Raw genomic sequence first — 19,309 nt, 5'->3', positions numbered from 1 at the left:
CGAGCACCAGTTCGCGGCACCGCCGGTACGCACTCTCCCGGATCGGGAGCCGACTGCCTGAGGAGCCACGGCTCCGTGCTCGGCCTGCCACCCGTCTACGAGTTGGAGGAGAGGTATCGTGTCTCGCCCGCAAGCACTACCGCCGGCCACGGCAGTGACCAGCGCCTTCGTCCATCGCACCGCCGTCGTCACCGGGGCCGCCGGTTTCATCGGCTCACACTTGTGCGAGCGCCTGCTGGACCTGGGCGCGGAGGTGGTCGGCGTCGACAACCTGTTGACCGGCCGCCTCGACAACCTGTCCGGTCTGCGCTCGGCCGGGAGGTTCAGCTTCCAGACCGACGACGTGACCCGGCCGTTCGCCGTGGCCGGGCCGGTGGACTTCGTCTTCCACCTGGCCTCGCCCGCGTCGCCGCTCGACTACGCCCGTCACCCGCTGGCCACTCTGAAGGTCGGTGCGATGGGCACGCTCAACGCCCTGGAGCTGGCCGAGGCCAAGCGGGCCCGGTTCCTGCTCGCGTCGACCTCCGAGGTGTACGGCGACCCGCTCGTGCACCCGCAGCCGGAGCAGTACTGGGGCAACGTGAACCCGGTGGGCCCTCGGAGCGTGTACGACGAGGCCAAGCGGTACGCCGAGGCTCTGACCTCGTGCTTCCAGCGCTCCGGCAACGCCCGGACCCGAATCGTGCGGATCTTCAACACCTATGGGCCGAGGATGCGCGCCGACGACGGCCGCGCGGTGCCCGCCTTCATCCAGCAGGCGCTGGCAGGCGAGCCGATCACCGTGGCCGGCGACGGCAGCCAGACCCGCTCCCTGTGCTTCGTGGCCGACACCGTCGAGGGACTCCTCGCCGCCGCCACGGCGGAACACACCGACCCGGTGAACCTGGGTAACCCGCACGAGATCACCATGCTCCAGCTCGCCGAGGAGATCCGGGCACTGGCTGGCTCCTCGTCCGCGATCACCTTCGTCCCGCTGCCCGCCGACGACCCGAAGCGCCGCTGCCCCGACATCGCCTCGGCCCGCGCCCACCTCGGCTGGGAGCCCGCCACCCACCTGCGCGACGGCCTGCGCCGGACCCTCGACTGGGCCGAGAAGCACTTCCCCCACCAGGCCACCGCCACTACAGGAAGGAGCGCCTCGTGACCACCGCTTCCCACCCGCTGCCCGCGCTCGTCTGCGGGATCGACGACGGATACGCCCGCCCGCTGCGGACGCTGATGCACTCGATCGCCGCCGCCCACCCGGGCAGCGTCGACGAGCTCCGACTGATCGTCCTCGACCAGCAGATCAGCGACGCCAATCGCCAGGCGATCCTGCGGGACGCCGACCGCATGGGCCTGCGGACCGAGCTGCGGCCGGCGCCCATGACCGACCCGCGCTACCCCGTTTCCGACTGGGTCAGCGGCGCGGTGTACGTGCGCCTGGCCATCCCGGAGGTCATCCCCGACGAACGCCGGGTGCTCTACCTGGACGCCGACACCCTGGTGCTCGGGGACCTGCGCCCGCTGCTGCGGCAGTCCCTCGGCGGGCGCCCGATCGGCGCGGTGCGAGACCCGCAGAACCCGGTCATCGGCCGCGGCATCCAGCTGCCCGGCTGGGAGAAGCTCGGCGTCCCGTACGGCAGGGCTTACTTCAACAGCGGCGTCATGCTCATCGACCTCGACCGCTGCCAGCGGCTCGGCGTCTTCGACCGGTCGCGGCAGTTCCTGTCCGAGCACCCGGACAAGGTCCGGTTCTGGGACCAGGACGCGCTGAACTGGGCCGTCGACGACAACTGGCACCGGCTGGACAGGCGTTGGAACACCTTCGCCATGTCCCCGCAGGCCGCCCAGCCCGGGTTCATCCACTACGCCGAGGCGGACAGCCCGCTCGCCCGGCTCCTGAACGACGAGGCGACCGCCGCCCTGGTGCACTTCGCCGGCCCTGACAAGCCGTGGCAGGACAGCTACCCGGAAGGCCAGCTCCGGGACACCTACCGGCTGTTCCACGACTACGTCGGCTCGGGAAGCGCCGAGTGAACGGCCGGAAGCCGTTCTGGCGGCGGCCGTCCTGGTGGGTCGCCGCGGCCGTGGCCGCGCGCAACATGAACGGGCTGCGGCAGGTCCGCCAGACGCTGGCCCGGGTCGACCAGCCGGCCCCGCTCTCGGCGGTGGAGCCGATGGTGCTGCACGTCGTCATCCCCGTGCTGCGCGAGCAGCAGCACATCGCCGGTGCGGTGGCGTGGTTCGTGCCGCTCCTGCACGACATCCCGGGTTCGACGCTGACCCTGGTGTCCACGGCGCGCGAGGAGCACGAACGCGCACACCTCGTCGGCCGGCTCGCCGGGGCGACGGCGACCGACCTCACGGTGCAGCGCTTTCCACAGCTGACCGACGACGAGCTGACCGCCCTCGCTGAAGCCCTGGCCAAGACCGGCGAACGCACGCTCACCCTGACGGCAGCCGCCGAGACCTTGTCGGCCTTCCCCACGACGGCGGACGTCATCGCGAGCGAGATCGCGCGCCTTCGGGAGCCGGTGGTCCGGCACGTCCACTACGAGGGCGACGGGCGGAAAGCCGCGCAGGTCAATGCCGTCGTCGAACAGCTCGCGGCCGACTCCGCCGAGGAGTACGTCGCCGTCTACGACGTGGACTCCCGCCCCAGCCGTGAGCTGCTGCAACGCACCACCAAGTTCCTGGCCCGCCGACGAGCGGAGGACGGCGAACTGCCTCGCGTCGTCCAGCAGTCCGCCCGCTTCACCGCTCAGAGCGCCGCCGACGCCGGGTGGGAGCGAGCCCTGTGCCGAGGCGCCGCCCGAGCCCAGACCCTGTGGACTCTCCGCCGCGAGATCCCCAACCTCCGCCGGTACGCCGACTCCGCCCGCCGAACAAGGGGCGGGCGCGGCCTCGCCCAGACCGTCGGCCACGGCCTGCTCATCCGCACCGACGTCTTCCGGCAGATCGGCGGGCTGCCCACCTTCACCGTCCTCGACGACGTCGCGTTCGGCTACCGGCTCACCCTGGACGGCATCCCGGTCGACAGCCTCCCCTTCACCACTGCGGTGCCGGCGGCCGAGTACCTGCCGGAGCTGCTGTCCCAGAGCGAGCGCTGGTTCCAGAGCTACCTCGACTACCCGCAGTGCGCCGCCCGTTGGTATGCCCAGGGCCATGGCAGCCGCCTCGACCACGCAGCGGCGCTCGCCATCAGTGCCTACCGGGGGATGGCCTGGCTGCTGGTCTCGCCCGCGACGGCCGCGTGCCTGACCCTGGCGCTCGGGCCGCGCACGCGCCTCCCCGTCCGGGCAACGGCCACGGTCGCGCTCTGGGCGGCCACCGTCACACCGGTCCGCCTGCTCGCCGAGGCCGAAGGCCGTCCGCTGACCGTACGGGAGACCGCCACGCAGAGCGTGGAAACCCTGGCCGGGCTGCTGCTCAAGAGCATCGGCCCGATGACCGCCCTCGGCCGCTGGGCCGCGACCGGCACCAGGCACTCGGCGCTCGCCCCCAAGAGCAACCGTCGTACCAAGGACAGGGAGACACCGTGATCCTCGGCATCGAGGGGGTCAGCTGCGTCGGCAAGACCACGCTGGCCGCCATGCTCGCCCCTCACCTCGACCAGCCCGCCGTCATTCCCTGCTACTTCCACGCCAGCCCCGCCCCCACCCGGCTGCCGGCCCCGGAGCCCTTCACCGCGGACCACCAACTGGCCAATATCGCCCAGTTCCTGGAAGTCGAGGACCTCCGGCTCACCCAGGCCAGGCAGGCCCTCGCGGACGGCCGGGACGTGATCCTCGACCGCACCGTGGACACCCTCCTCGCCCACGCGCACGCCGTCGGCTGGATGAACGGCTTCGACTGCGACGACCAGGCCCAACACTCCGTCACCAGCAGGGCCGTGGCGATGCCCGACCTGACGGTCCTGCTCACCGCCGACCCGGACGTGCTCGCCCGCCGAGCCCGCCTGCGCAAGGACATGCCGACGATCTTCTACGACCGCCACTTCAGCGAGCACTTCAACGCCTACTTCGACCACCCGCTCGCCCCGGCCGTCGTCCGACTCGGCACCACCACCGGCTCACCCGAGGATCTCGCCGCACGCGCCCTCGACCACATCCGCCGCCACCAGGCCGGCGAGCGCCCACTCCAGGAGGCATCGTGGAGGCCGCACTGATCGGTTGCGGTGCCATCGCCAGCCGCTGGGTCCGCTCACTACTCGCGGACGGCCGCATCGAGATCGCCGCCCTCGCCGACCCCGACCAGCAGGCGGCGCGGACTCTCGCCGACCGATACGAGCTGACCCCGGCCTTCGCCACGACGCTCGACGAGGCGCTCGCGCTGGCCCAGCTCGACGTAGTCGTCAACCTCACCCCGCCCGACCACCACTACCGCGTCAGCCGCGAAGCCCTCGCCCACGGCCTCCACGTCCTGACCGAGAAACCCCTGGCCCTGAACCTGCCCGACGCCCTCGACCTCGTCCACCTCGCCCGCGAGCGCGGCCTACTGCTGGCCGTCATGCAGAACCGCGGCGCCGACCCCGGCTTCCTCGCCTTCCGCGACACGGTCCGCCTCGGAGGCCAGTCGCCCTTCGCCGTCGCCGCCGACACCCTCGTCACCCTGCCCGGCCCGGGCTTCCGCAGCAGCCAGCACCTGCCCGTCACCACCGACCTCGCGGTACACGCCTTCGACCAGGTCCGCACCCTGATCACCGCACCACCGACCGAGGTCACCTGCACCGAGACACCGACCGGCTTCCTCGCACCGCACACCTCGATCGCCACAATGACCGTGCGGTTCGCCGACGGCTCCCTGTTCACCTACCGGGGCGGCTACATCGTCGACCCGATCATGCGAACCGACGCCAACGGCAGCTGGCGCGTGGAGGCCCGAGGCTTCGCCGCGCGCTGGGCCCCGGACCCCGCCGACAGGCACAAGACCACCCAGGCCGGGCCGCCGGCCTACCAGCGGTGCATCACCGCCATGGTGAACGCCCTCCACCAGCCCGGCACCGTGCCCGTCCCCGCCGCCGGCAACCTCGGCTCCATCGCCCTCCTGGACGCCGCCCTCCAGTCTGCCGCCAGCGGCCGCTCCGTCCCGGTGCCGGAGGTGCCCGATGTCCGCCCGTGACGCCGTGATCGACCGCCCGCACCCGCTGCTGCTCGACGCGCTCACCGCGGCCGGCTTCGACGCCACCGACGCGCGCTTCACGCCCCTGCGGTCCGGAACGGACAGCCTCCCCTTCGCCGCCACCACTCGCGACGGCGACGAACTGGTCGTCAAGGTCCGCCGCGCGGGCAGCCGCTCGCGCTACCCGACCGCCGCCTGGGCCTCGGCCCGGATGCGCGAAGCGGGAATCCCCGCCGCCCACGTCCTCTGGTACAGCCGAGAGGCGTGCGTCGAGACCCGTTGCCCGGGCCGGCCGATCGAAGCAGAGCCCCCACGGCCGCAGGACCTGGACGCCGCCGCCGGAGCTGGCGCGGTCCTCCGCCGCCTGCACACCATCGAGGTCAGCAGCTTCGGCCAGCTCGACGGGCACGGCATCGGCCAACACTCCACCGTCCAGGGCTGGTTCCTTGCCCTACCCGCCCGCCACACCCCCAGCCTCAACGGCCTCGACCTGCCCGGACTGTTGAACCGCACCCGCCTCGTCCTCGAAGCCGGAGCCGACCGCCTCCCGGCGACGGCGCCCAAGCTCCTGCACGGAGACTGGGTCGGACGCCACCTCTTCACCGACGGCCGCCACATCACCGGAGTCGTCGACCTGGAGAGCGTCCGCGGCGGCGACCCGCTGGCCGAACTCGCCGGCTGGTCCCTGCGCGAGCCCGCCCCGATGACCGAGGCCCTCCTCGCCGGTTACTTCGACGGCCCGTTCCCCGCCGAGAGCCTGCTGCCGCTCGTCCTGTTCCGCCTGCGCATCGCGGTCTCGCTCCTGCACTTCCACGCCTCCTGCGACGACCAGGACACGGTCCGGCTCCGGGCCGCCCAGATCCAGGCGGACCTCGACGACCTGGACCACGGCCACCTCACCGCCGTCCCCCGCATCGCCCCCGACCCGCACGCCTCCGGACGGCGCCGCCCGTAGGCGGCCCTGCCCCGACTGGAAGGACGCCATGAACGACCCCAAGGTCACCCTCCCGTTCCCCCGCGAGCCCAAGTACGGGCAGGCCGAGAAGGACGCCGTCCTCAAGGTCCTCGACGACGGGCACCTCTCCGAGATCAACCGCGGCCCGGCCACGAACGCCCTCGAAGCCGCCTTCGCCCGCCTCACCGGCACCCGCCACGTGCTGTCGTTCAACTCCGGCACGGCCTCCCTGCACGCCGCACTCCACGCGGTCGGCGCCAACCCCGAAGCCGGCGTCGCCGTCTCCCCGATGACCTGGATCTCCGCCATCACCGCTGTCTTCCAGGCCGGCAGCTACCCCGTCTTCTGCGACATCAAGCCGGACAGCCCCAACATCGCCGCCACCGCGGTCACCCAGGTCGCCGACGAGTGCTCCGCCGTCCTCGCCACCCACACCTGGGGCATCCCCGCCCGCATGGACCAGCTCGCCGCTACCACCGACCTGCCGATCGTTGAGGACTGCTCGCACGCCCACGGAGCCCTCTACCAGGGCCGGGCCGTCGGCTCCTGGGGCGCCGCCGGGTGCTTCAGCCTCCAGGAATCCAAGTCCGTCTCCGGCGGCGAAGGAGGCGTTCTCACCACCTCCGACCGGGAGGTCTACGAGCGCGCCCTCACCCTCGGCCACCACCCCGCCCGGCTGGCCGACGAGCTCACCCTTCCCGAGCTGAGGCCGCTCGCCGACACCGGGGCCGCCTACAAGTACCGGATGCCCGCCCTCTCCGCCGTCATCGCCCGCCAGCAGCTCCGCTCGCTGCCGGACCGGATGCTGGCCGCCGAACAGAACCTGTCCACGCTCCGCCAGACCCTGGAGGAGTACGACGCGCCGGTCGCCTGGCCGGAGATCGGCGAACTCTCAGTCCGCGGCTGGTACGGCACCCCGCTGACGATCAACGTCCGCGTGCTCGACCCGAAGACGCTGCACGAGAAGTGCCGGGCCGCCGGCGTCCCCGTCCGCTCCCAGTACGAGGACTGGACGCAGACCCCGCTGCTGCAACGCCTCGACCTGGCGGCCCGCTACTGGCCCCACCTCGCCGACAGCCCCTACCAGCCGCCGAGCAGGGACGCGCTACCGAACTACTACAAGGCCCTGCGGCAGATGATTGTGATGAAGGTGCCGCAGGTCCCGGCTCCGGACTACATGGAGCAGGTCGCCGAGGCCCTCGCCACCGTCCTGTCCCGCACGCTGCTCACGGCATAGCCGCGAACGCCTCCTGCACGTCCTCGCGCCGCTCCGTCCACCAGGCCAGGAAGCGCTCGGCGGGCAGGAACAGATGGTCGCAGGAGTGGTCGTCGCGGTCGTAGTGGAAGACCAGCTGCCAGTAGTCCGACATGCGCTTCCACCACAGCCGCTCCACCGCGTCCGCCAGGGCCGGCACCGGGAGCTGTACCACCGACCGGTAGCCGGCCACGAACGCGGATGTCCGCTCCAGATCGAGGAAGCCGTCCTCACCGCCGAACTGCACCGTGGCGGTGCGGGCGACCTCCTCGCCGAACGGCCGGAGCCGGATCCGGTCCCAGTCGATCACCCCGACGATCTCGCCGTCCCGCCACAGCACGTTCCGGTGCTGCACGTCACCGTGCGTCCACCCCACCGGGCCGACCACCACCTCGCCGGCCGGGCGCTCCTGCCCGTACTTCTCCAGCAGCACCTTGCGCTCAGCCAGCGCTGCGGCGGCCGCGACGTCGAACGCCGTCCGGCTCTCCAGCTCCGCGAGCACAGCGAGGAAGCGGTCCGCCTCCTGGTGAGCCTCGGCGGGCGTGGTCACCGAGACGGTCACCTGCTCCGGCCCCGGCGGCAGCAGGTCGGCCAGCTTCTCATCGTTCAAGCTCCGATGGATCCGACCAAGGAGAACGCCGAGGTCACCGGCCTGCCCGATCGAGAGTGCCGTACCTGGCAGATGGCTCCCGTTCGTCCATGGAAGCAGGCAGTACCCGCGGCCGGCGACCTCGACCACCGCGTCCCCAGCCGAGGAGGCCCGTGCCCTGCCCACCGGCAGGCCGTCGTCGGCCAGCTCCGCCAACACAGCCAGGTTCCGGCGAGCCAGCGACAGCGGCACATCCATGATCCGCTTCAACGCGAACGAGCCCTCGGCCGTATCCAGCCGCCAGTTCCCGTTCATCAAGCCGTCCGACAGGAAGCGGCATTCCCGAACCTCACCCAGCCCGAAAGCCTCGCCGAGAACCGCCAGATCCTCCGCGATCTCGCTGTACCGAGCGCCACTTGGGCCGTCGAAAGTCGCTTCCGTCACCCCATGCAGGCTAGCGGAGCAGAAGCACGAACGTGGCCGGTTCAAGCATTGCCGAACCTCACCACCAACCCATGCGGAATGTGATCAAGGCCGCTGCGGCAAAAGGCCCTTGGTGTCCGGCGTGACGTGGTACGTTCCGTGGTCCAATCAAAAATAGGCGACCCCGGCAGCGCGCCAACGCTCCGGGGTCCGGCAACAGGAGCTGACACTCCCGATGCGCGTCCATCGTAGCGCCCACGTGCGCAACTTCACCGTGCTGCCCAACGCTGTCCTGCAGTACCGACGGCTCTCCTACACCGCCCGCGGCCTGCTCGCAGACCTCCTCTCCCGCCCGGACGGCTGGCGCGAGGACGGCCGGCACATGGCCGACACCAGCCCCCAGGGGCGAGGCGCGATCCGCAAGGCTCTGAAGGAACTGGCCGAGGCAGGCTTCTACCGGGTCGAGAAGATCCGTATGCCCGACGGCACGATCATCACCGAGACCCACGTCTACGACGCCCCACAGCTGGCACTGCCGGGTACCACCCGTCCGGTCTCCGGTGAAGCGACCACCGGCGATGCTGACGCCCTTGTAAAGAACCTGGATCAAGAAACCTCCCTCCCCACCGAGCAGGCCAGCGAGCCGGTCCTCGCCGACGAGCTGCAGGCGAGGACGGGAGGCCGGGAGGGAGATCCCGATGAGGAGGCCAGCGAGCAGCCCGCGGCGGTACCGGACGAGCAGGTCCGCGAGGCGGTCGCCACGTTGTTCCGGGTGATCTGCCCCGAGCCTCGCCTTCGGCTCGGCCAGGCCGAAGCCGAGGAACTCGCACCCCTCGTCGCGCAGTGGCTGGAGCGTGGCGCGACCCAAGCCGACCTTGCCCAGGCCCTGCTGCCGGGCCTGCCCGCCCCGATGCACTCGGCCGTCGCGGTGCTCCGCTACCGCCTGGAGCGCAAGATGCCGCCCGTCCCGGCCGCAGTGCGGCCCACAGCCGCCCGGTACGCCGAGTGCGCCAAGTGCCACGATCCGGTGCCCCAGCCGGGTATCTGCCGCCCGTGCGCGGGCCTCACAGCTCGAACCATCACGGTCGGTGGGGGAGCGGACGTAGCGACCGCAGGTGCCGCACGTGTCCGAGCCGCCCTGCGCTCCGCGGTGGCCGGTGGCCGGAGTGCACACGTCGCTGCCTGAGGCGCGCGTGCTCGGCGCACCGCCAGCGCATCCGACTAGGGTCGGTGGCATGCGTCTGAGTACCGTAATCCTTCCCATTCACCGATGGGCCGAGGGACAGAAGATCTGGCGACGGGCCGAGGAACTCGGCTTCCACGCCGCCTACACCTACGACCACCTGTCGTGGCGGAGCTTCCGAGAGGAACCGTGGTTCGGGTCGCTCCCGACGCTGACGGCGGCAGCGACGGCCACCGAGCACCTCCGGTTGGGGACGCTCGTAACGTCGCCAAACTTCCGCCACCCCGTGACGCTCGCGAAGGAGTTGATCACGCTGGACGACGTGTCCGGCGGGCGGCTCACGCTGGGCGTCGGCGCGGGCGGGACGGGGTTCGACGCGACGGCGATGGGGCAGGAGGCGTGGTCGCCGAAGGAGCGGGCGGACCGCTTCGGCGAGTTCCTGCCGCTGCTGGACGAGCTGCTGCGCAACGACGCCACGACGCGTGAGGGCACCCACTACTCGGCGGTCGAGGCGCGGAACATCCCCGGCTGCGTGCAGACGCCGCGGCTGCCGTTCTACGTCGCGGCGGCCGGGCCGCGCGGGATGAGGCTGGCGGCCGAGTACGGGCAGGGCTGGGTGACGTACGGGGACCCGAAGGGTCCGGCGGACGTGCCGGTGGAGCAGGCGCCCGCCGTGATCGCGCAGCAGATCGGAAAGCTGACGGCGGTCTGTGAGGCGCAGGGCCGGGACGTGGCGACGCTGGAGAAGATGCTGCTCCAGGGCTCGACGGCGGAGAAGCCGCTGGAGTCGGTGGGCGCCTTCGTGGACTGGGCGGGCACGTACCGGGAGCTGGGCATCACCGAGCTGGTGATCCACTGGCCGGTGCCGGACTCGATCTTCGAGAACGACCTCGCCGTCTTCGAGCGGATCGCCACCGAGGGCCTCGCCCAACTGGGCTGAGCACAACCGCCGGGCGGGGCAGGCTCGCCCCGCCCGGCGGTCGCCGGCGGTCCACGTGGAGTAGCCAGTCCGCCAGCGGCCCGTTGGTCACTGGCGGACAAACGACATCAGCTGTCGCCGACCCGGGTAACCACGAGCTCCGTTCCTTCGAGTGTCGCGCCGACAGGCGACTCGGCCCACTTGGCGAGAAGGTCCGCCTGTTGCTCGACCGTGTCCAGCAGATCAGCGAGCAGGGACGCCTCTGGCGAGGCATCCAATTCGCAGCGGATCGCGACGATGCCTGTCGCGCTGCTGCCCTCCTCGTCGTCGGGGTCATCGGGCTCCCAGCGGGCGACCTCGATCTCCCAGGACTTGGCATCCTCGTTGCCCGGCTCCGGCGCGAAGATCGTCATGTAGTAGCGGTCCGAATCGTAGGGCTCCGAGAAGATGCTGAGCGGTGCGTGATCCAGCGTGGCCTGCTCGCTGGAACACCGGGAGTAAGCCGTGACCAGCACGCGCAGGTTCGCGACGGCGTGCTTGCGCTCCTTCGACGAGATGTCCGTTTCGAGGCGGTCCAACTGCTTCCGGACCTTACGGCTCAGTACCTGCGTACCGCCGACATGCGCCACGAATGGGCGGCCGAATTTCCAGTCCCGTCGGCCCTCCGACGCCGGCACGGGGATTGCCTCTGAGTACTCCGCCAGCGCATCGCGCAGCCCGCGCGCCTCCGCCGCCAGTTCTGCATCGATCGCGGACAGGACGGGCGGCGGAACGACCGCCAGCGCGTCGTCCAAGTCGGAGAGCGCTTGGTGGAGTTGCAGGCAGACGTACTCATACCACAGGCTGTGCGAGCCCTTCAGGAGACCGGCGCGCACGTCCCGGTTCGTGAGCGCCGCGAGGTGCGTCCGTGGGTAGCTGTTCACGCCTCCATCGCGGCGATCCCAAACACTCACCGGAACGGTAGCCAGGGCTGAGATCCGGTTGAGCGCGTCGACGATCGGCGCCGCCAGCCCAGGGGAACTCAGGCTCGTCACAGTGGACGACGCAACGCCGTCAGACCCCTGATAGGTCGCCAGGATCTGCGTCTTCCCGCGGTTCGCATGCTGGGAGTAAATGGTCATGATGGCACCTTTCGGCCACCGCACTGACGGCAGCCCGCTGGTCACGTGAGTGATGGGGAGGAAGGCGGTGGCGAGGGTGCTTTCCGACGCTCCGTGCCTTGAAGAAATCAGCGGTGGTCCAGGCGCTGTCCCAGACTCCGTGCCACTCTCACCCTAGCGCACCATCATGAGTACCAGTCAGGAAGAGTGGGCTTTCGAGCCCATCACCATCGAGGATGCGGGTGGGGCCCGAATCCGCCGGCCTCCAGCCGTGACCGGACCACCAGCACATCTGCGCTGGCGCCTCAGCTTTCCCTGTCGCGTTCCCCGCCGCCCCCGCGCCGACGGAGCACTCGCTCGGCGATCCCGCTTGAGAGTTTGCCCGTCGCCGATCTGGCCCGGTCGAGGGTGTCGATACCGAGGCGTCTGGCGGCGTCGACGCCCTCTGCTCCCGTCTCGAGCACCTTGTCCCTCGCCTCCGCGGCCGCGTCCGCCCATCGTCTCGCGTCCAATGGCTGCCGACCGCGCTCGATCCCGAGCCGCCCGTGAAAGTCGACGACGGCGATCGCGACATGGTTGCTCGAATGCACTACGGCGGGGGATGCGGTCGGGTGTAGCAGTACCTTCGTATTGGCCGTGCCGACAGCCGCATCCACGCGGGCCATCAGGCGCTCGGTGCTCCGTGAGATGAGATCTATCCGGTTCTGCCGGGCAGCCCGGAGAGCGAGACGATGCAGGTCCAGCTCGTGCGGAGACGAATCCAGCACGCGGTCGAGTTCGAGCACGGCGAGTGCGTCGTGCAGTTGAAAGCAACGAGCCAGAACGGCGAGCCACTCCCGAACTGTGAACTCGGCCTCCTTGGACGCCCTGGCGAGGTCGCCGATCTTGGTCTTGTGCTCCATCTTCTCGGCGAGCGCGTCGAGTTGACGCAATGCGTAGGCCTGGGTTCGCGCGATCGTCATCGACGTAGCCTGGACCTTCGACCACGTGACCCCGGAGACCCTGCCCACCTGCCCTCGGACGGTCATGGCCTCCTCGATGACGAGCCCGGCTCCGATCATGTCCGCCAGCGCCGCGTCCTTCTGGGCGCGGAGCACGTCGTCGACCTTCTCGTCGATCGCTGCGAGATAGTCGGTGATCTCCTCCATGGTCTGCTGCATCGCAAGCTGAGCCATGAGCCCCGCGGCGCCTGCCAGAAGCGCCGGGTTGGTCAGAAACGATCCGGGCGTCCTCACCAGTTCGAGGAGTCCCTTGATCTTGCCGTTCTCCGTCACCACGGCGCGTCTGACACCCGCATGCGAACCCTTCATCAGCCCATGGTTCTTGAGGGCTTGCGCGGACTGCTCAGTCAACTTCACCCAGCGACCCGAGTTGGCGGCCATCTCGGAACCCGCCTGTGCGGCTCCAGCCATGGCACCGAGGGCTGGTCCGAGCCTTGGCAACCCGAGGTCCTTCGATGGCAGCCCCTCGGAGACGAGGAAGCGCTCGACAGCCGCCGGACTTCCGATGACCGCCAGGCCGTCGCCGTCGCTGATCAGCTGAACGTCGTCGTCCATCGTCGGCTCCTGAAGCGGCTCTTCGCAGTTGAGGGCGTGGGCAGTGTGCGCGGCGGTGGCCGAGTAGGGGGTCGAAGTCTTCCGATGACGGAAGTCCTCACAGTGCCCATCTGGAAAACCTCGACGTGCCTGACGCTACCTTCGCCTCCCCTGACCTGGCTACGTTCTGTTGCCTCGATGAGCTCGGCTTGGAGGTGACCAGGCAACATGTGCAGCCGGATCAGGCGGTTCACCGAGCTGGGGTGGCTCCCGCGCCTACCGGCCGCAGACCAATGGCAAGGTCGGACTGCTGCTGCTACCTGAACTCAGAAGCAGCAGCAGTCCGACACACAAACAGCCCTTCGGGTGAAGACAGTTAGATGGCGGGAGCAGGCTCCGAAACCTCTGTCGTGGCCTGCTGGGGAACCTCAACCGCTGCAGGCTGCAGTAGCGATGTACCAAAGAATGCCTCAAAGACGAGGTCGAACTCGCAAACAGTCGATTCCTTGAAAGCAGGCAGACCGCGAATGGCATCGGCAGTGGTGTGGCGCTCACAGAACGTGCGGGCCCGGTCGTTCTTGTTGTTCGACTCGTTGGTCTGGAGCTCGGGATAGTACGCCTCGATCGCCCCGCGCTCCCAGACATAGATACCTTCGTGGCGGAGGTTCTTCAGCAGCTCCAGCTTCATCTTCTTCAGCTCCGGGTCCTTGGCTTCTTCGAGGATCCGCCGTGCGGCGCCGGAAGTGGAACGGGCGAAGAACGCCTTCACCGCTGTGTCGAGTTCCTCGAAATCGCACAGCCCCTGGGCGTGCTCCTCACTCTTGAGCTGTGCATGCTCCCAGAGAGCACGTGCGCTACCGCTCTTGAGGCTCTTGAGAGTGCTGGCGGACACCTTGGCGTCCTCGTCCTTCACAAGTTCGTTGACCTTGGTGACGACCTGGTCACGCAGCTTGTGGCAGCCGTCACTCGCTCCCAGCTTGTCGAACCCGTCAAGCACTGCGTCCAGGTCCGCTACGACCGCGACCCTCATCTCAAAGCGCTGGAAGAAGCCGCGGTATCGCTCGATGCTGCCCTTGCCTTCGACCTTGGCGATCGCAGCACCATGTTTGTCGAAGTCCCATTGCGGGTCGAGGGTACGCGCGAGGTGAGAGATGACCGTGCGGTCACTTGGGCCCTCCACGAGGAGCACGGAGCTGGCGAAGAACGCCGCCTCGTTGTTCTCGTGCGTGATGATTTCGAACTGATCGCGAGCACCCATGTCTGACAGATCGATCACGCAGGTCCGGCTGGCCGGGGGATCTAGCGTGTGGTCCTTGACCACCTTCACGAACGTGCCCGTCGCCCCGGGCGCACAGAAGGCCGGCGAATGTGTGCTGACCAGAACGTCGTTGTAGTCGGAGAACACTGTCAGGGCTTCGAAGAGCTTGCGCTGCGCCTGCGGATGCAGAAACACCTCGGGTTCCTCGAACAGCAGCAGGCAGGGCTGCCGGGCACCATCAGGCTGAGTTGGCTTCGTGGTCTTCATGTCCACGTAGGCGCGCAGGATGGCGAAGGCCACTGACCGACGCAGGCCGTCCCCCTTGGTCTTGAACGGGCCGCTGATGCCGTCGTCGACGGCGATCTGTGCCTCATCAAGCAGGCTGCGCAGGCGCGGCGGGGGGATCTCCAGGCGAACGCTCGCGCGCGGAAAGGACTCCTGCAGGTTGCGCTGGATCAGCGATTCGATCTCACGGACCTCCTCCAGCCGACCGTCCGACTCGCTTCCGTCCTTCTCCGGCACGACGTTCAGCTGCCTGCGAAGCAGATCGAAGGATTCCTCCAGCTGCGGCAGTTGGTGCTCGATGTCATCGAACAGGATGGACAGGAGGCGTCCGAACGTTGCCGTCGAGCTGGTCTTGAGATCGTCGTTGAGTTCTTTCACCGCGGGGATGTAGATCGGCTCCGGCAGTAGGGGAGCAACCGACTTGTCCAGGCCTGTCATCAGTGGGTCGTCGCCTGTGCTGTACTCGTCCTCCCTGAGCGCGGCGACGCATTCGGCCCATTCTCGCCTCACGGCCGCACGGTTGATCTTGCCGGACAGCTTGTCGAAGATCTCGGGATAGGTGTGCTGAACGTTCGCCGCAAGCTCCTCCGTGGAGATCTTGGGCTTGAGCACCTCCTCCAAGGCGACTTTGTGGAAGCGCTGGTCGCTCGGTACCTTCTGAACCACCCGCATCTGGCTCTTGCCTGGCCCGTTGTACGTCCGAGCCAGGGTCAGATGCCCGTCCTCAACCACGGGTTCGATGCGTGAACGGTGGCTCTCTTCGAGGCGTTGCAGGTCGGCCGCGCAAATGTCGGCAAAGGTGAGCTGGATGCGAATGGGCTTTGCCGGGTTCAAGAAGTCGGTATCAACCGCAGACCCCGAACGCAGGAACATGTTGAGCGCTTGGAACACCGAGGACTTCCCCGCGTTGTTCTCTCCGATGAGGCAACCAAATCGGGAAAACGACATGTCCACGTGGCTCAGGCCACGGAAGTTGTCGATCATGATGTGTTCGAGGCGCATGTTGCTCCAGAGGATGATCAAACCCGAGCAAACATCGTAGTGGCCCACATGGTAATCGCTGCCGGGTTATACCAAGACCGAAGACATCACCAGCAACACGACATGGCGACGAACTGTCGCGAACCGTGCGACCGGGAGGGCTGCGCTCCGCGCGTGAAGGGCGGTTGCCTTCACGCGCGCTGCAAGGTCCGTCGGCTTCGTCCCGGCATCCCGATGGCTACCCTGCAGCTTCCACGCTTCATGCCCGTGCTTGCGGCCGTGCGACGCACTCGATGGAGCGCCAGGTCAGGCTGCGATGGGTGAACGAGGCTTGACTGAGGTCACCAAGGTCCCGAGCCTGATCCGCTCGGTCGCACACGCCGCCGCCGTCAGCGTCGGGATCGACCCGAACCACGGCTCGTCCCGGAACGACCGCCAGGAGAGGTGGTCGTAGGTGTAGGCGGCGTGGAAGCCGAGTTCCTCGGCCCGCCGCCAGATCTTCTGCCCCTCGCTCCACCGGTGGATGGGGAGGATAACGGTACTCAAGCGCATGCAACGACGATACGCGCGCATTTCGGCGGACCTTCGGACCGCTCGCGCAACGGTAAAGGGGAGGTCGGCTAGCGTGGCGCCATGGGCACGTTGAGCAGGCGAGAACTGGCCGCGCTGGTCGAGGAGGCGACGGTCGACACCTACGACGAGCACGAGGAGGTGTCGGCTCTGTTCGCCGCCGTCGAGGAGAACCTGGCGGTGCCGTTCAGCACCTCGGTGCTGGGCGTCGAGGTGACCGTGAGCGGCGTCGACCTCTCGCGGGACGGAAGAATCGTCGCCCTGTGCACCCGCGGTGGATTCCGGCAGGCGATCGGGCTCCTGGATCTTCCGTTGCCGGACCCGGCGCCGGACGGAGCGGAGTGGGTCGAGGCATATCGCCATTACTGGGCGCAGTGAGCGTCGGAACCTTCAAGACCGAGAGAGCTCTCATGCCTGTCGCTGTACGGAGCGAGGACGAGGCGTCGTTGCGGCGCCTGATCGAGCGAAGTTCCGAACTGAAGGGCGAACTCGTCGCCTTCGCCCAGAGCGCGCGGTTCGACCGGTGGTTGACGCCCCTCCTCCTGGAGGCCGCCGGGCCTCAGCGGCAGTTGGGGGAAGGCGATGCGATCCGGATCGTCGACAACTTCATTCTGCGGTACCGCTTGCCGGACGGTTCTACCGTGGTGGACCGGTTCGTGGCCGGACGACGGGGCTTGACCGAGGCAGATCGGGAGATGCTGCTCGGCTGGCGTGACCCGGTCGAGGGCGTCTTCGAGATCCGGCGCAAGGACGGGGACGCCGTCGTCCTGCTGAACCTGGTCGACGACCTGGAGTACCGCACCTACTCGAACGTCGGGCGGGCGGCCTTCCGCGGCGTGTCCAAGGGAGGCTTCCTCCTCGCCTGCGTGGTGCCCGTGCACTCGGCGGACGGGGCGTGGCTGATCTCCGGGGCGATGTCGTCCTACCCGAAGTCCAGCGTCACCGAGATCGCCCGGGCGGCACTCCAACTGGCCACCAGCCACCCTGAACTGGTCTTCCGCAACCCCGAGAAGATCGAGCAGGGATGGGAGTCGATGCGGGAGGACCGGGCCGCGTTCGTCGAGTTCTGCGGCAGCGACGAACTGGTCCTTCCCCCTGCCGAAGTCGAGGACCGGCTCAACGCCTACTACCGGCACCGGCAGGAGGCCGCCGTCGCCGAGCATCCCGACCGGGCCCGGGGCAGGCGGCTCCCCGGCCTGGCCTTCCCGGCCTTCGAACTGCCGCGAGGACTCGCCGAATCGGACACGGTCGGCGTCATCTACGACGAAGTGGACGGGCTCAACTTCTACCCGGACTACGGGATGCTGCGGGACCTCTTCGCCGATCCGGCCCTCCCTGGCCGCAGGCAGCACCAGGACCTGCTGCGCGTGTACCTGCGCGAGGAGTCGATTGCACCGCTGCCGCTCCGCCGCCTGGCCGCCGCCCACCCGGAGACCGTCGACGAGGTGTTCCGGAAGCTGCTGCGGAAGCCCGGATTCACCTGGGACGAGCACGGCGAGGAGCTGCTGCGCCGGCGCAAGCCCTGGTACTACGAGCAGGAGCCCCGCCCGGGCGTCTCCGTGATCGGTGAGCGCCTCAGCGAACTCGCTGCCGGCGGCCGTCGGCAGAGGTTCACCAGGACACGGCGTGTGCCGGATCGACCCGGCCACCCGTGACCGAGGCCGGTTTTCGGTGATCAGTAGCGACCCATGTGCGGCATGGCCTTCTCCGCCAGCTCGATGATCGCCTGTGCTTTCGGCAGATCTCCCCTGACCTCCTTGCGATGGATCAGGTCGTCAACGACGGTCCGGCCCTGCTCCCAGCGGCTCATTCGCCGTTCTCCTCACGTAGGTGCAGGCGGACCAGCGGTCGCTCACGGACCGAGGTCAGGAAGGGTTCGTCACTCGGTGATGCCCATGCCTCTGGAGCGACACGGTGGACGTTGACCTCCCGGCGCAACTCCCGGGAGGCACGTTCGGCGAGATCGAAGAGTTCGTCCGGATCGGGGCGTCCGACGACAAGGACGTCGACGTCTGCTGGGATCGGTCCGGGCACGCCGCTGTGGCGGGCTGCCCAGGAACCGTAGATGTACGCCTCGTCGATGCCGTCGAGGTCGGCCAGGAGCGAACTCAGTCGAGGCAGCGGCCCGTACGTCACCAGCAACAGGTCGCACAGCGGCCTATACAGAACGGTGTCGGTCCTGGCTGTGATGACCCGGGTTCGTCCGACCCGCTCCTCCGCAAGAATCTCCGACCCGATCAGCCGGTCTACCTCTCGGAGGACGGCTGTGTGCGAGGCCCCCAGTTCCCCGGCAAGGCCGGTGAGCGTCCAACTGCGATCCGGGTGCAACAGCACGAGTGCCAGGAGGTCCCCTTGCAACTGGGACCGGAAGAGCGGAAGTAGCGAGGGCGCAGACATCTTCATTAAGCGCAGAATATCATGCGCGCAATGCAGATATTTCTCATCAAATACGACTACTGCGCAGGTCAGGCCGCGATGGGTGAACGAGGCTTGACCGAGGTCACCAAGGTCCCGAGCCTGATTCGCTCGGTCGCGCACGCCGCCGCCGTCACGTCGGCACCGACCCGAACCACGGCTCGTCCCGGAAGGACCGCCAGGAGAGGTGGTCGTAGGTGTAGGCGGCGTGGAAGCCGAGCTCTTCGGCCCGCCGCCAGAGCTTCTGCCCCTCGGCCCACCGGTGGATGGGGAGGATCACTGTGCTGAGACGCATGGCATCGACCCCAACCGGATGACCTCCCGTTCGAGTCCCGGTGCGCGTCCGGGGTCGTACGGTGACCCCGCCGGACGCCGGCGTTCGCCAGTCCACCCGGTGTCCCTACCCGCGCCGCGACGGTAGCCCGGTGGGCGCGCCGCACGACCCGCGCTCGGACGACCTCCGCGGGTTCGTGGAGTCGGCCGACGTCGGTCCCGGTACGGAGGTCGTCGCCTACTGCGGATGCCGGGAGCACACCTGGACGGCCTCCTCGGAACGGCGGCAGGCCGTCCCCCGCCGCCCGTCCGCGCTGGTCGGGGGCGGCGGGTGGTGGAGGCCGCAGTCGGCGGCGCGGCCGTGCCGACCTGTGCGGGCGCACTGCTCGCGCTCGGGCCGTCCAACCCCCGGAGCGCCTCGTACGGACGGAGGGGGACTCGTGCGGGCGCCCGGGCGGGTTCCTC

General features: G+C 69.1%; 17 protein-coding genes and 2 pseudogenes. 11 read left to right on the top strand and 8 right to left on the bottom strand.

What is annotated here, in order from left to right; translation table 11 throughout:
- Nucleotides 1-115: 115 nt before the first annotated feature.
- From ACZ58X_RS23425 to ACZ58X_RS23395, 7 genes are read left to right on the top strand one after another with little or no spacing between them, the layout of a single operon-like run.
- Entirely contained in the window at nucleotides 116-1,144 is a 1,029-nt protein-coding gene (locus ACZ58X_RS23425; RefSeq protein WP_470335666.1) for a UDP-glucuronic acid decarboxylase family protein, read from the top strand.
- Nucleotides 1,141-2,019: a glycosyltransferase family 8 protein gene (locus ACZ58X_RS23420; RefSeq protein WP_470335557.1), complete on the top strand. Its 879-nt coding sequence runs from the start codon at nucleotides 1,141-1,143 to the stop codon at nucleotides 2,017-2,019. Before ACZ58X_RS23425 ends, ACZ58X_RS23420 begins: the two co-directional genes overlap by 4 nt.
- Complete coding sequence (locus ACZ58X_RS23415) at nucleotides 2,016-3,524, top strand: glycosyltransferase family protein (RefSeq protein ID WP_470335556.1); 1,509 nt, start codon at nucleotides 2,016-2,018, stop codon at nucleotides 3,522-3,524. Before ACZ58X_RS23420 ends, ACZ58X_RS23415 begins: the two co-directional genes overlap by 4 nt.
- Complete coding sequence (locus tag ACZ58X_RS23410) at nucleotides 3,521-4,150, top strand: hypothetical protein (protein WP_470335555.1); 630 nt, start codon at nucleotides 3,521-3,523, stop codon at nucleotides 4,148-4,150. The genes ACZ58X_RS23415 and ACZ58X_RS23410 overlap by 4 nt, the downstream gene beginning before the upstream one ends.
- Entirely contained in the window at nucleotides 4,135-5,103 is a 969-nt protein-coding gene (locus tag ACZ58X_RS23405) for a Gfo/Idh/MocA family protein (RefSeq protein WP_470335554.1), read from the top strand. Before ACZ58X_RS23410 ends, ACZ58X_RS23405 begins: the two co-directional genes overlap by 16 nt.
- Entirely contained in the window at nucleotides 5,090-6,058 is a 969-nt protein-coding gene (locus ACZ58X_RS23400; protein ID WP_470335553.1) for a phosphotransferase family protein, read from the top strand. Before ACZ58X_RS23405 ends, ACZ58X_RS23400 begins: the two co-directional genes overlap by 14 nt.
- Nucleotides 6,059-6,086: 28 nt before the next feature.
- Entirely contained in the window at nucleotides 6,087-7,295 is a 1,209-nt protein-coding gene (locus ACZ58X_RS23395) for a DegT/DnrJ/EryC1/StrS family aminotransferase (protein WP_470335552.1), read from the top strand.
- Here the strand turns inward: ACZ58X_RS23395 and ACZ58X_RS23390 are convergent.
- On the bottom strand, nucleotides 7,285-8,346 hold the full coding sequence (locus tag ACZ58X_RS23390) for a phosphotransferase (RefSeq protein ID WP_470335551.1): 1,062 nt from the start codon (nucleotides 8,344-8,346) through the stop codon (nucleotides 7,285-7,287). The two genes, ACZ58X_RS23395 and ACZ58X_RS23390, sit on opposite strands and share 11 nt — an antisense overlap.
- Before the next feature lie 214 nt (nucleotides 8,347-8,560).
- On the opposite strand from ACZ58X_RS23390, the gene ACZ58X_RS23385 reads away from it, so the two are divergent.
- On the top strand, nucleotides 8,561-9,511 hold the full coding sequence (locus ACZ58X_RS23385) for a hypothetical protein (RefSeq protein WP_470335550.1): 951 nt from the start codon (nucleotides 8,561-8,563) through the stop codon (nucleotides 9,509-9,511).
- A 49-nt stretch (nucleotides 9,512-9,560) separates the two neighbouring features.
- Complete coding sequence (locus ACZ58X_RS23380) at nucleotides 9,561-10,448, top strand: LLM class flavin-dependent oxidoreductase (protein WP_470335549.1); 888 nt, start codon at nucleotides 9,561-9,563, stop codon at nucleotides 10,446-10,448.
- 107 nt (nucleotides 10,449-10,555) lie between these two features.
- Here the strand turns inward: ACZ58X_RS23380 and ACZ58X_RS23375 are convergent, their stop codons facing one another.
- The 4 genes and pseudogenes from ACZ58X_RS23375 to ACZ58X_RS23360 all read right to left on the bottom strand — a co-directional run.
- On the bottom strand, nucleotides 10,556-11,548 hold the full coding sequence (locus ACZ58X_RS23375) for a hypothetical protein (protein ID WP_470335548.1): 993 nt from the start codon (nucleotides 11,546-11,548) through the stop codon (nucleotides 10,556-10,558).
- Nucleotides 11,549-11,832: 284 nt separating this feature from the next.
- A complete protein-coding gene (locus ACZ58X_RS23370; protein WP_470335547.1) occupies nucleotides 11,833-13,083 on the bottom strand; it encodes a hypothetical protein in 1,251 nt (416 codons plus the stop codon).
- A 355-nt stretch (nucleotides 13,084-13,438) separates the two neighbouring features.
- Nucleotides 13,439-15,628 (bottom strand): ATP-dependent nuclease, encoded by a 2,190-nt coding sequence (locus ACZ58X_RS23365; protein ID WP_470335546.1) that lies wholly within the window; start codon nucleotides 15,626-15,628, stop codon nucleotides 13,439-13,441.
- A 273-nt stretch (nucleotides 15,629-15,901) separates the two neighbouring features.
- A pseudogene (locus ACZ58X_RS23360) lies at nucleotides 15,902-16,138 on the bottom strand (LLM class flavin-dependent oxidoreductase); the annotation flags it as partial.
- Nucleotides 16,139-16,219: 81 nt separating this feature from the next.
- Here ACZ58X_RS23360 and ACZ58X_RS23355 point away from each other — a divergent pair.
- On the top strand, nucleotides 16,220-16,534 hold the full coding sequence (locus tag ACZ58X_RS23355; protein ID WP_470335545.1) for a hypothetical protein: 315 nt from the start codon (nucleotides 16,220-16,222) through the stop codon (nucleotides 16,532-16,534).
- A 296-nt stretch (nucleotides 16,535-16,830) separates the two neighbouring features.
- Nucleotides 16,831-17,811 carry a hypothetical protein gene (locus ACZ58X_RS23350; protein WP_470335544.1) on the top strand — a complete coding sequence of 327 codons (981 nt, stop codon included), beginning with the start codon at nucleotides 16,831-16,833 and terminating at the stop codon, nucleotides 17,809-17,811.
- 20 nt (nucleotides 17,812-17,831) lie between these two features.
- Here ACZ58X_RS23350 and ACZ58X_RS23345 read toward each other — a convergent pair whose 3' ends face one another.
- The 3 genes and pseudogenes from ACZ58X_RS23345 to ACZ58X_RS23335 all read right to left on the bottom strand — a co-directional run.
- Entirely contained in the window at nucleotides 17,832-17,966 is a 135-nt protein-coding gene (locus tag ACZ58X_RS23345; protein WP_470335543.1) for a hypothetical protein, read from the bottom strand.
- The gene (locus ACZ58X_RS23340) at nucleotides 17,963-18,694 is read right to left on the bottom strand and encodes a nucleotidyltransferase domain-containing protein (protein WP_470335542.1); all 732 of its coding nucleotides are present in this window, start codon (nucleotides 18,692-18,694) and stop codon (nucleotides 17,963-17,965) included. Before ACZ58X_RS23340 ends, ACZ58X_RS23345 begins: the two co-directional genes overlap by 4 nt.
- Nucleotides 18,631-18,866 (bottom strand): annotated as a pseudogene (locus ACZ58X_RS23335) (LLM class flavin-dependent oxidoreductase); the annotation flags it as partial. The gene ACZ58X_RS23340 and the pseudogene ACZ58X_RS23335, both read right to left, overlap by 64 nt.
- Nucleotides 18,867-19,309: the final 443 nt, after the last annotated feature.

The organism is Kitasatospora sp. NPDC040550 (assembly GCF_055594965.1).
This window is presented reverse-complemented; position numbering and strand designations above follow the sequence as displayed.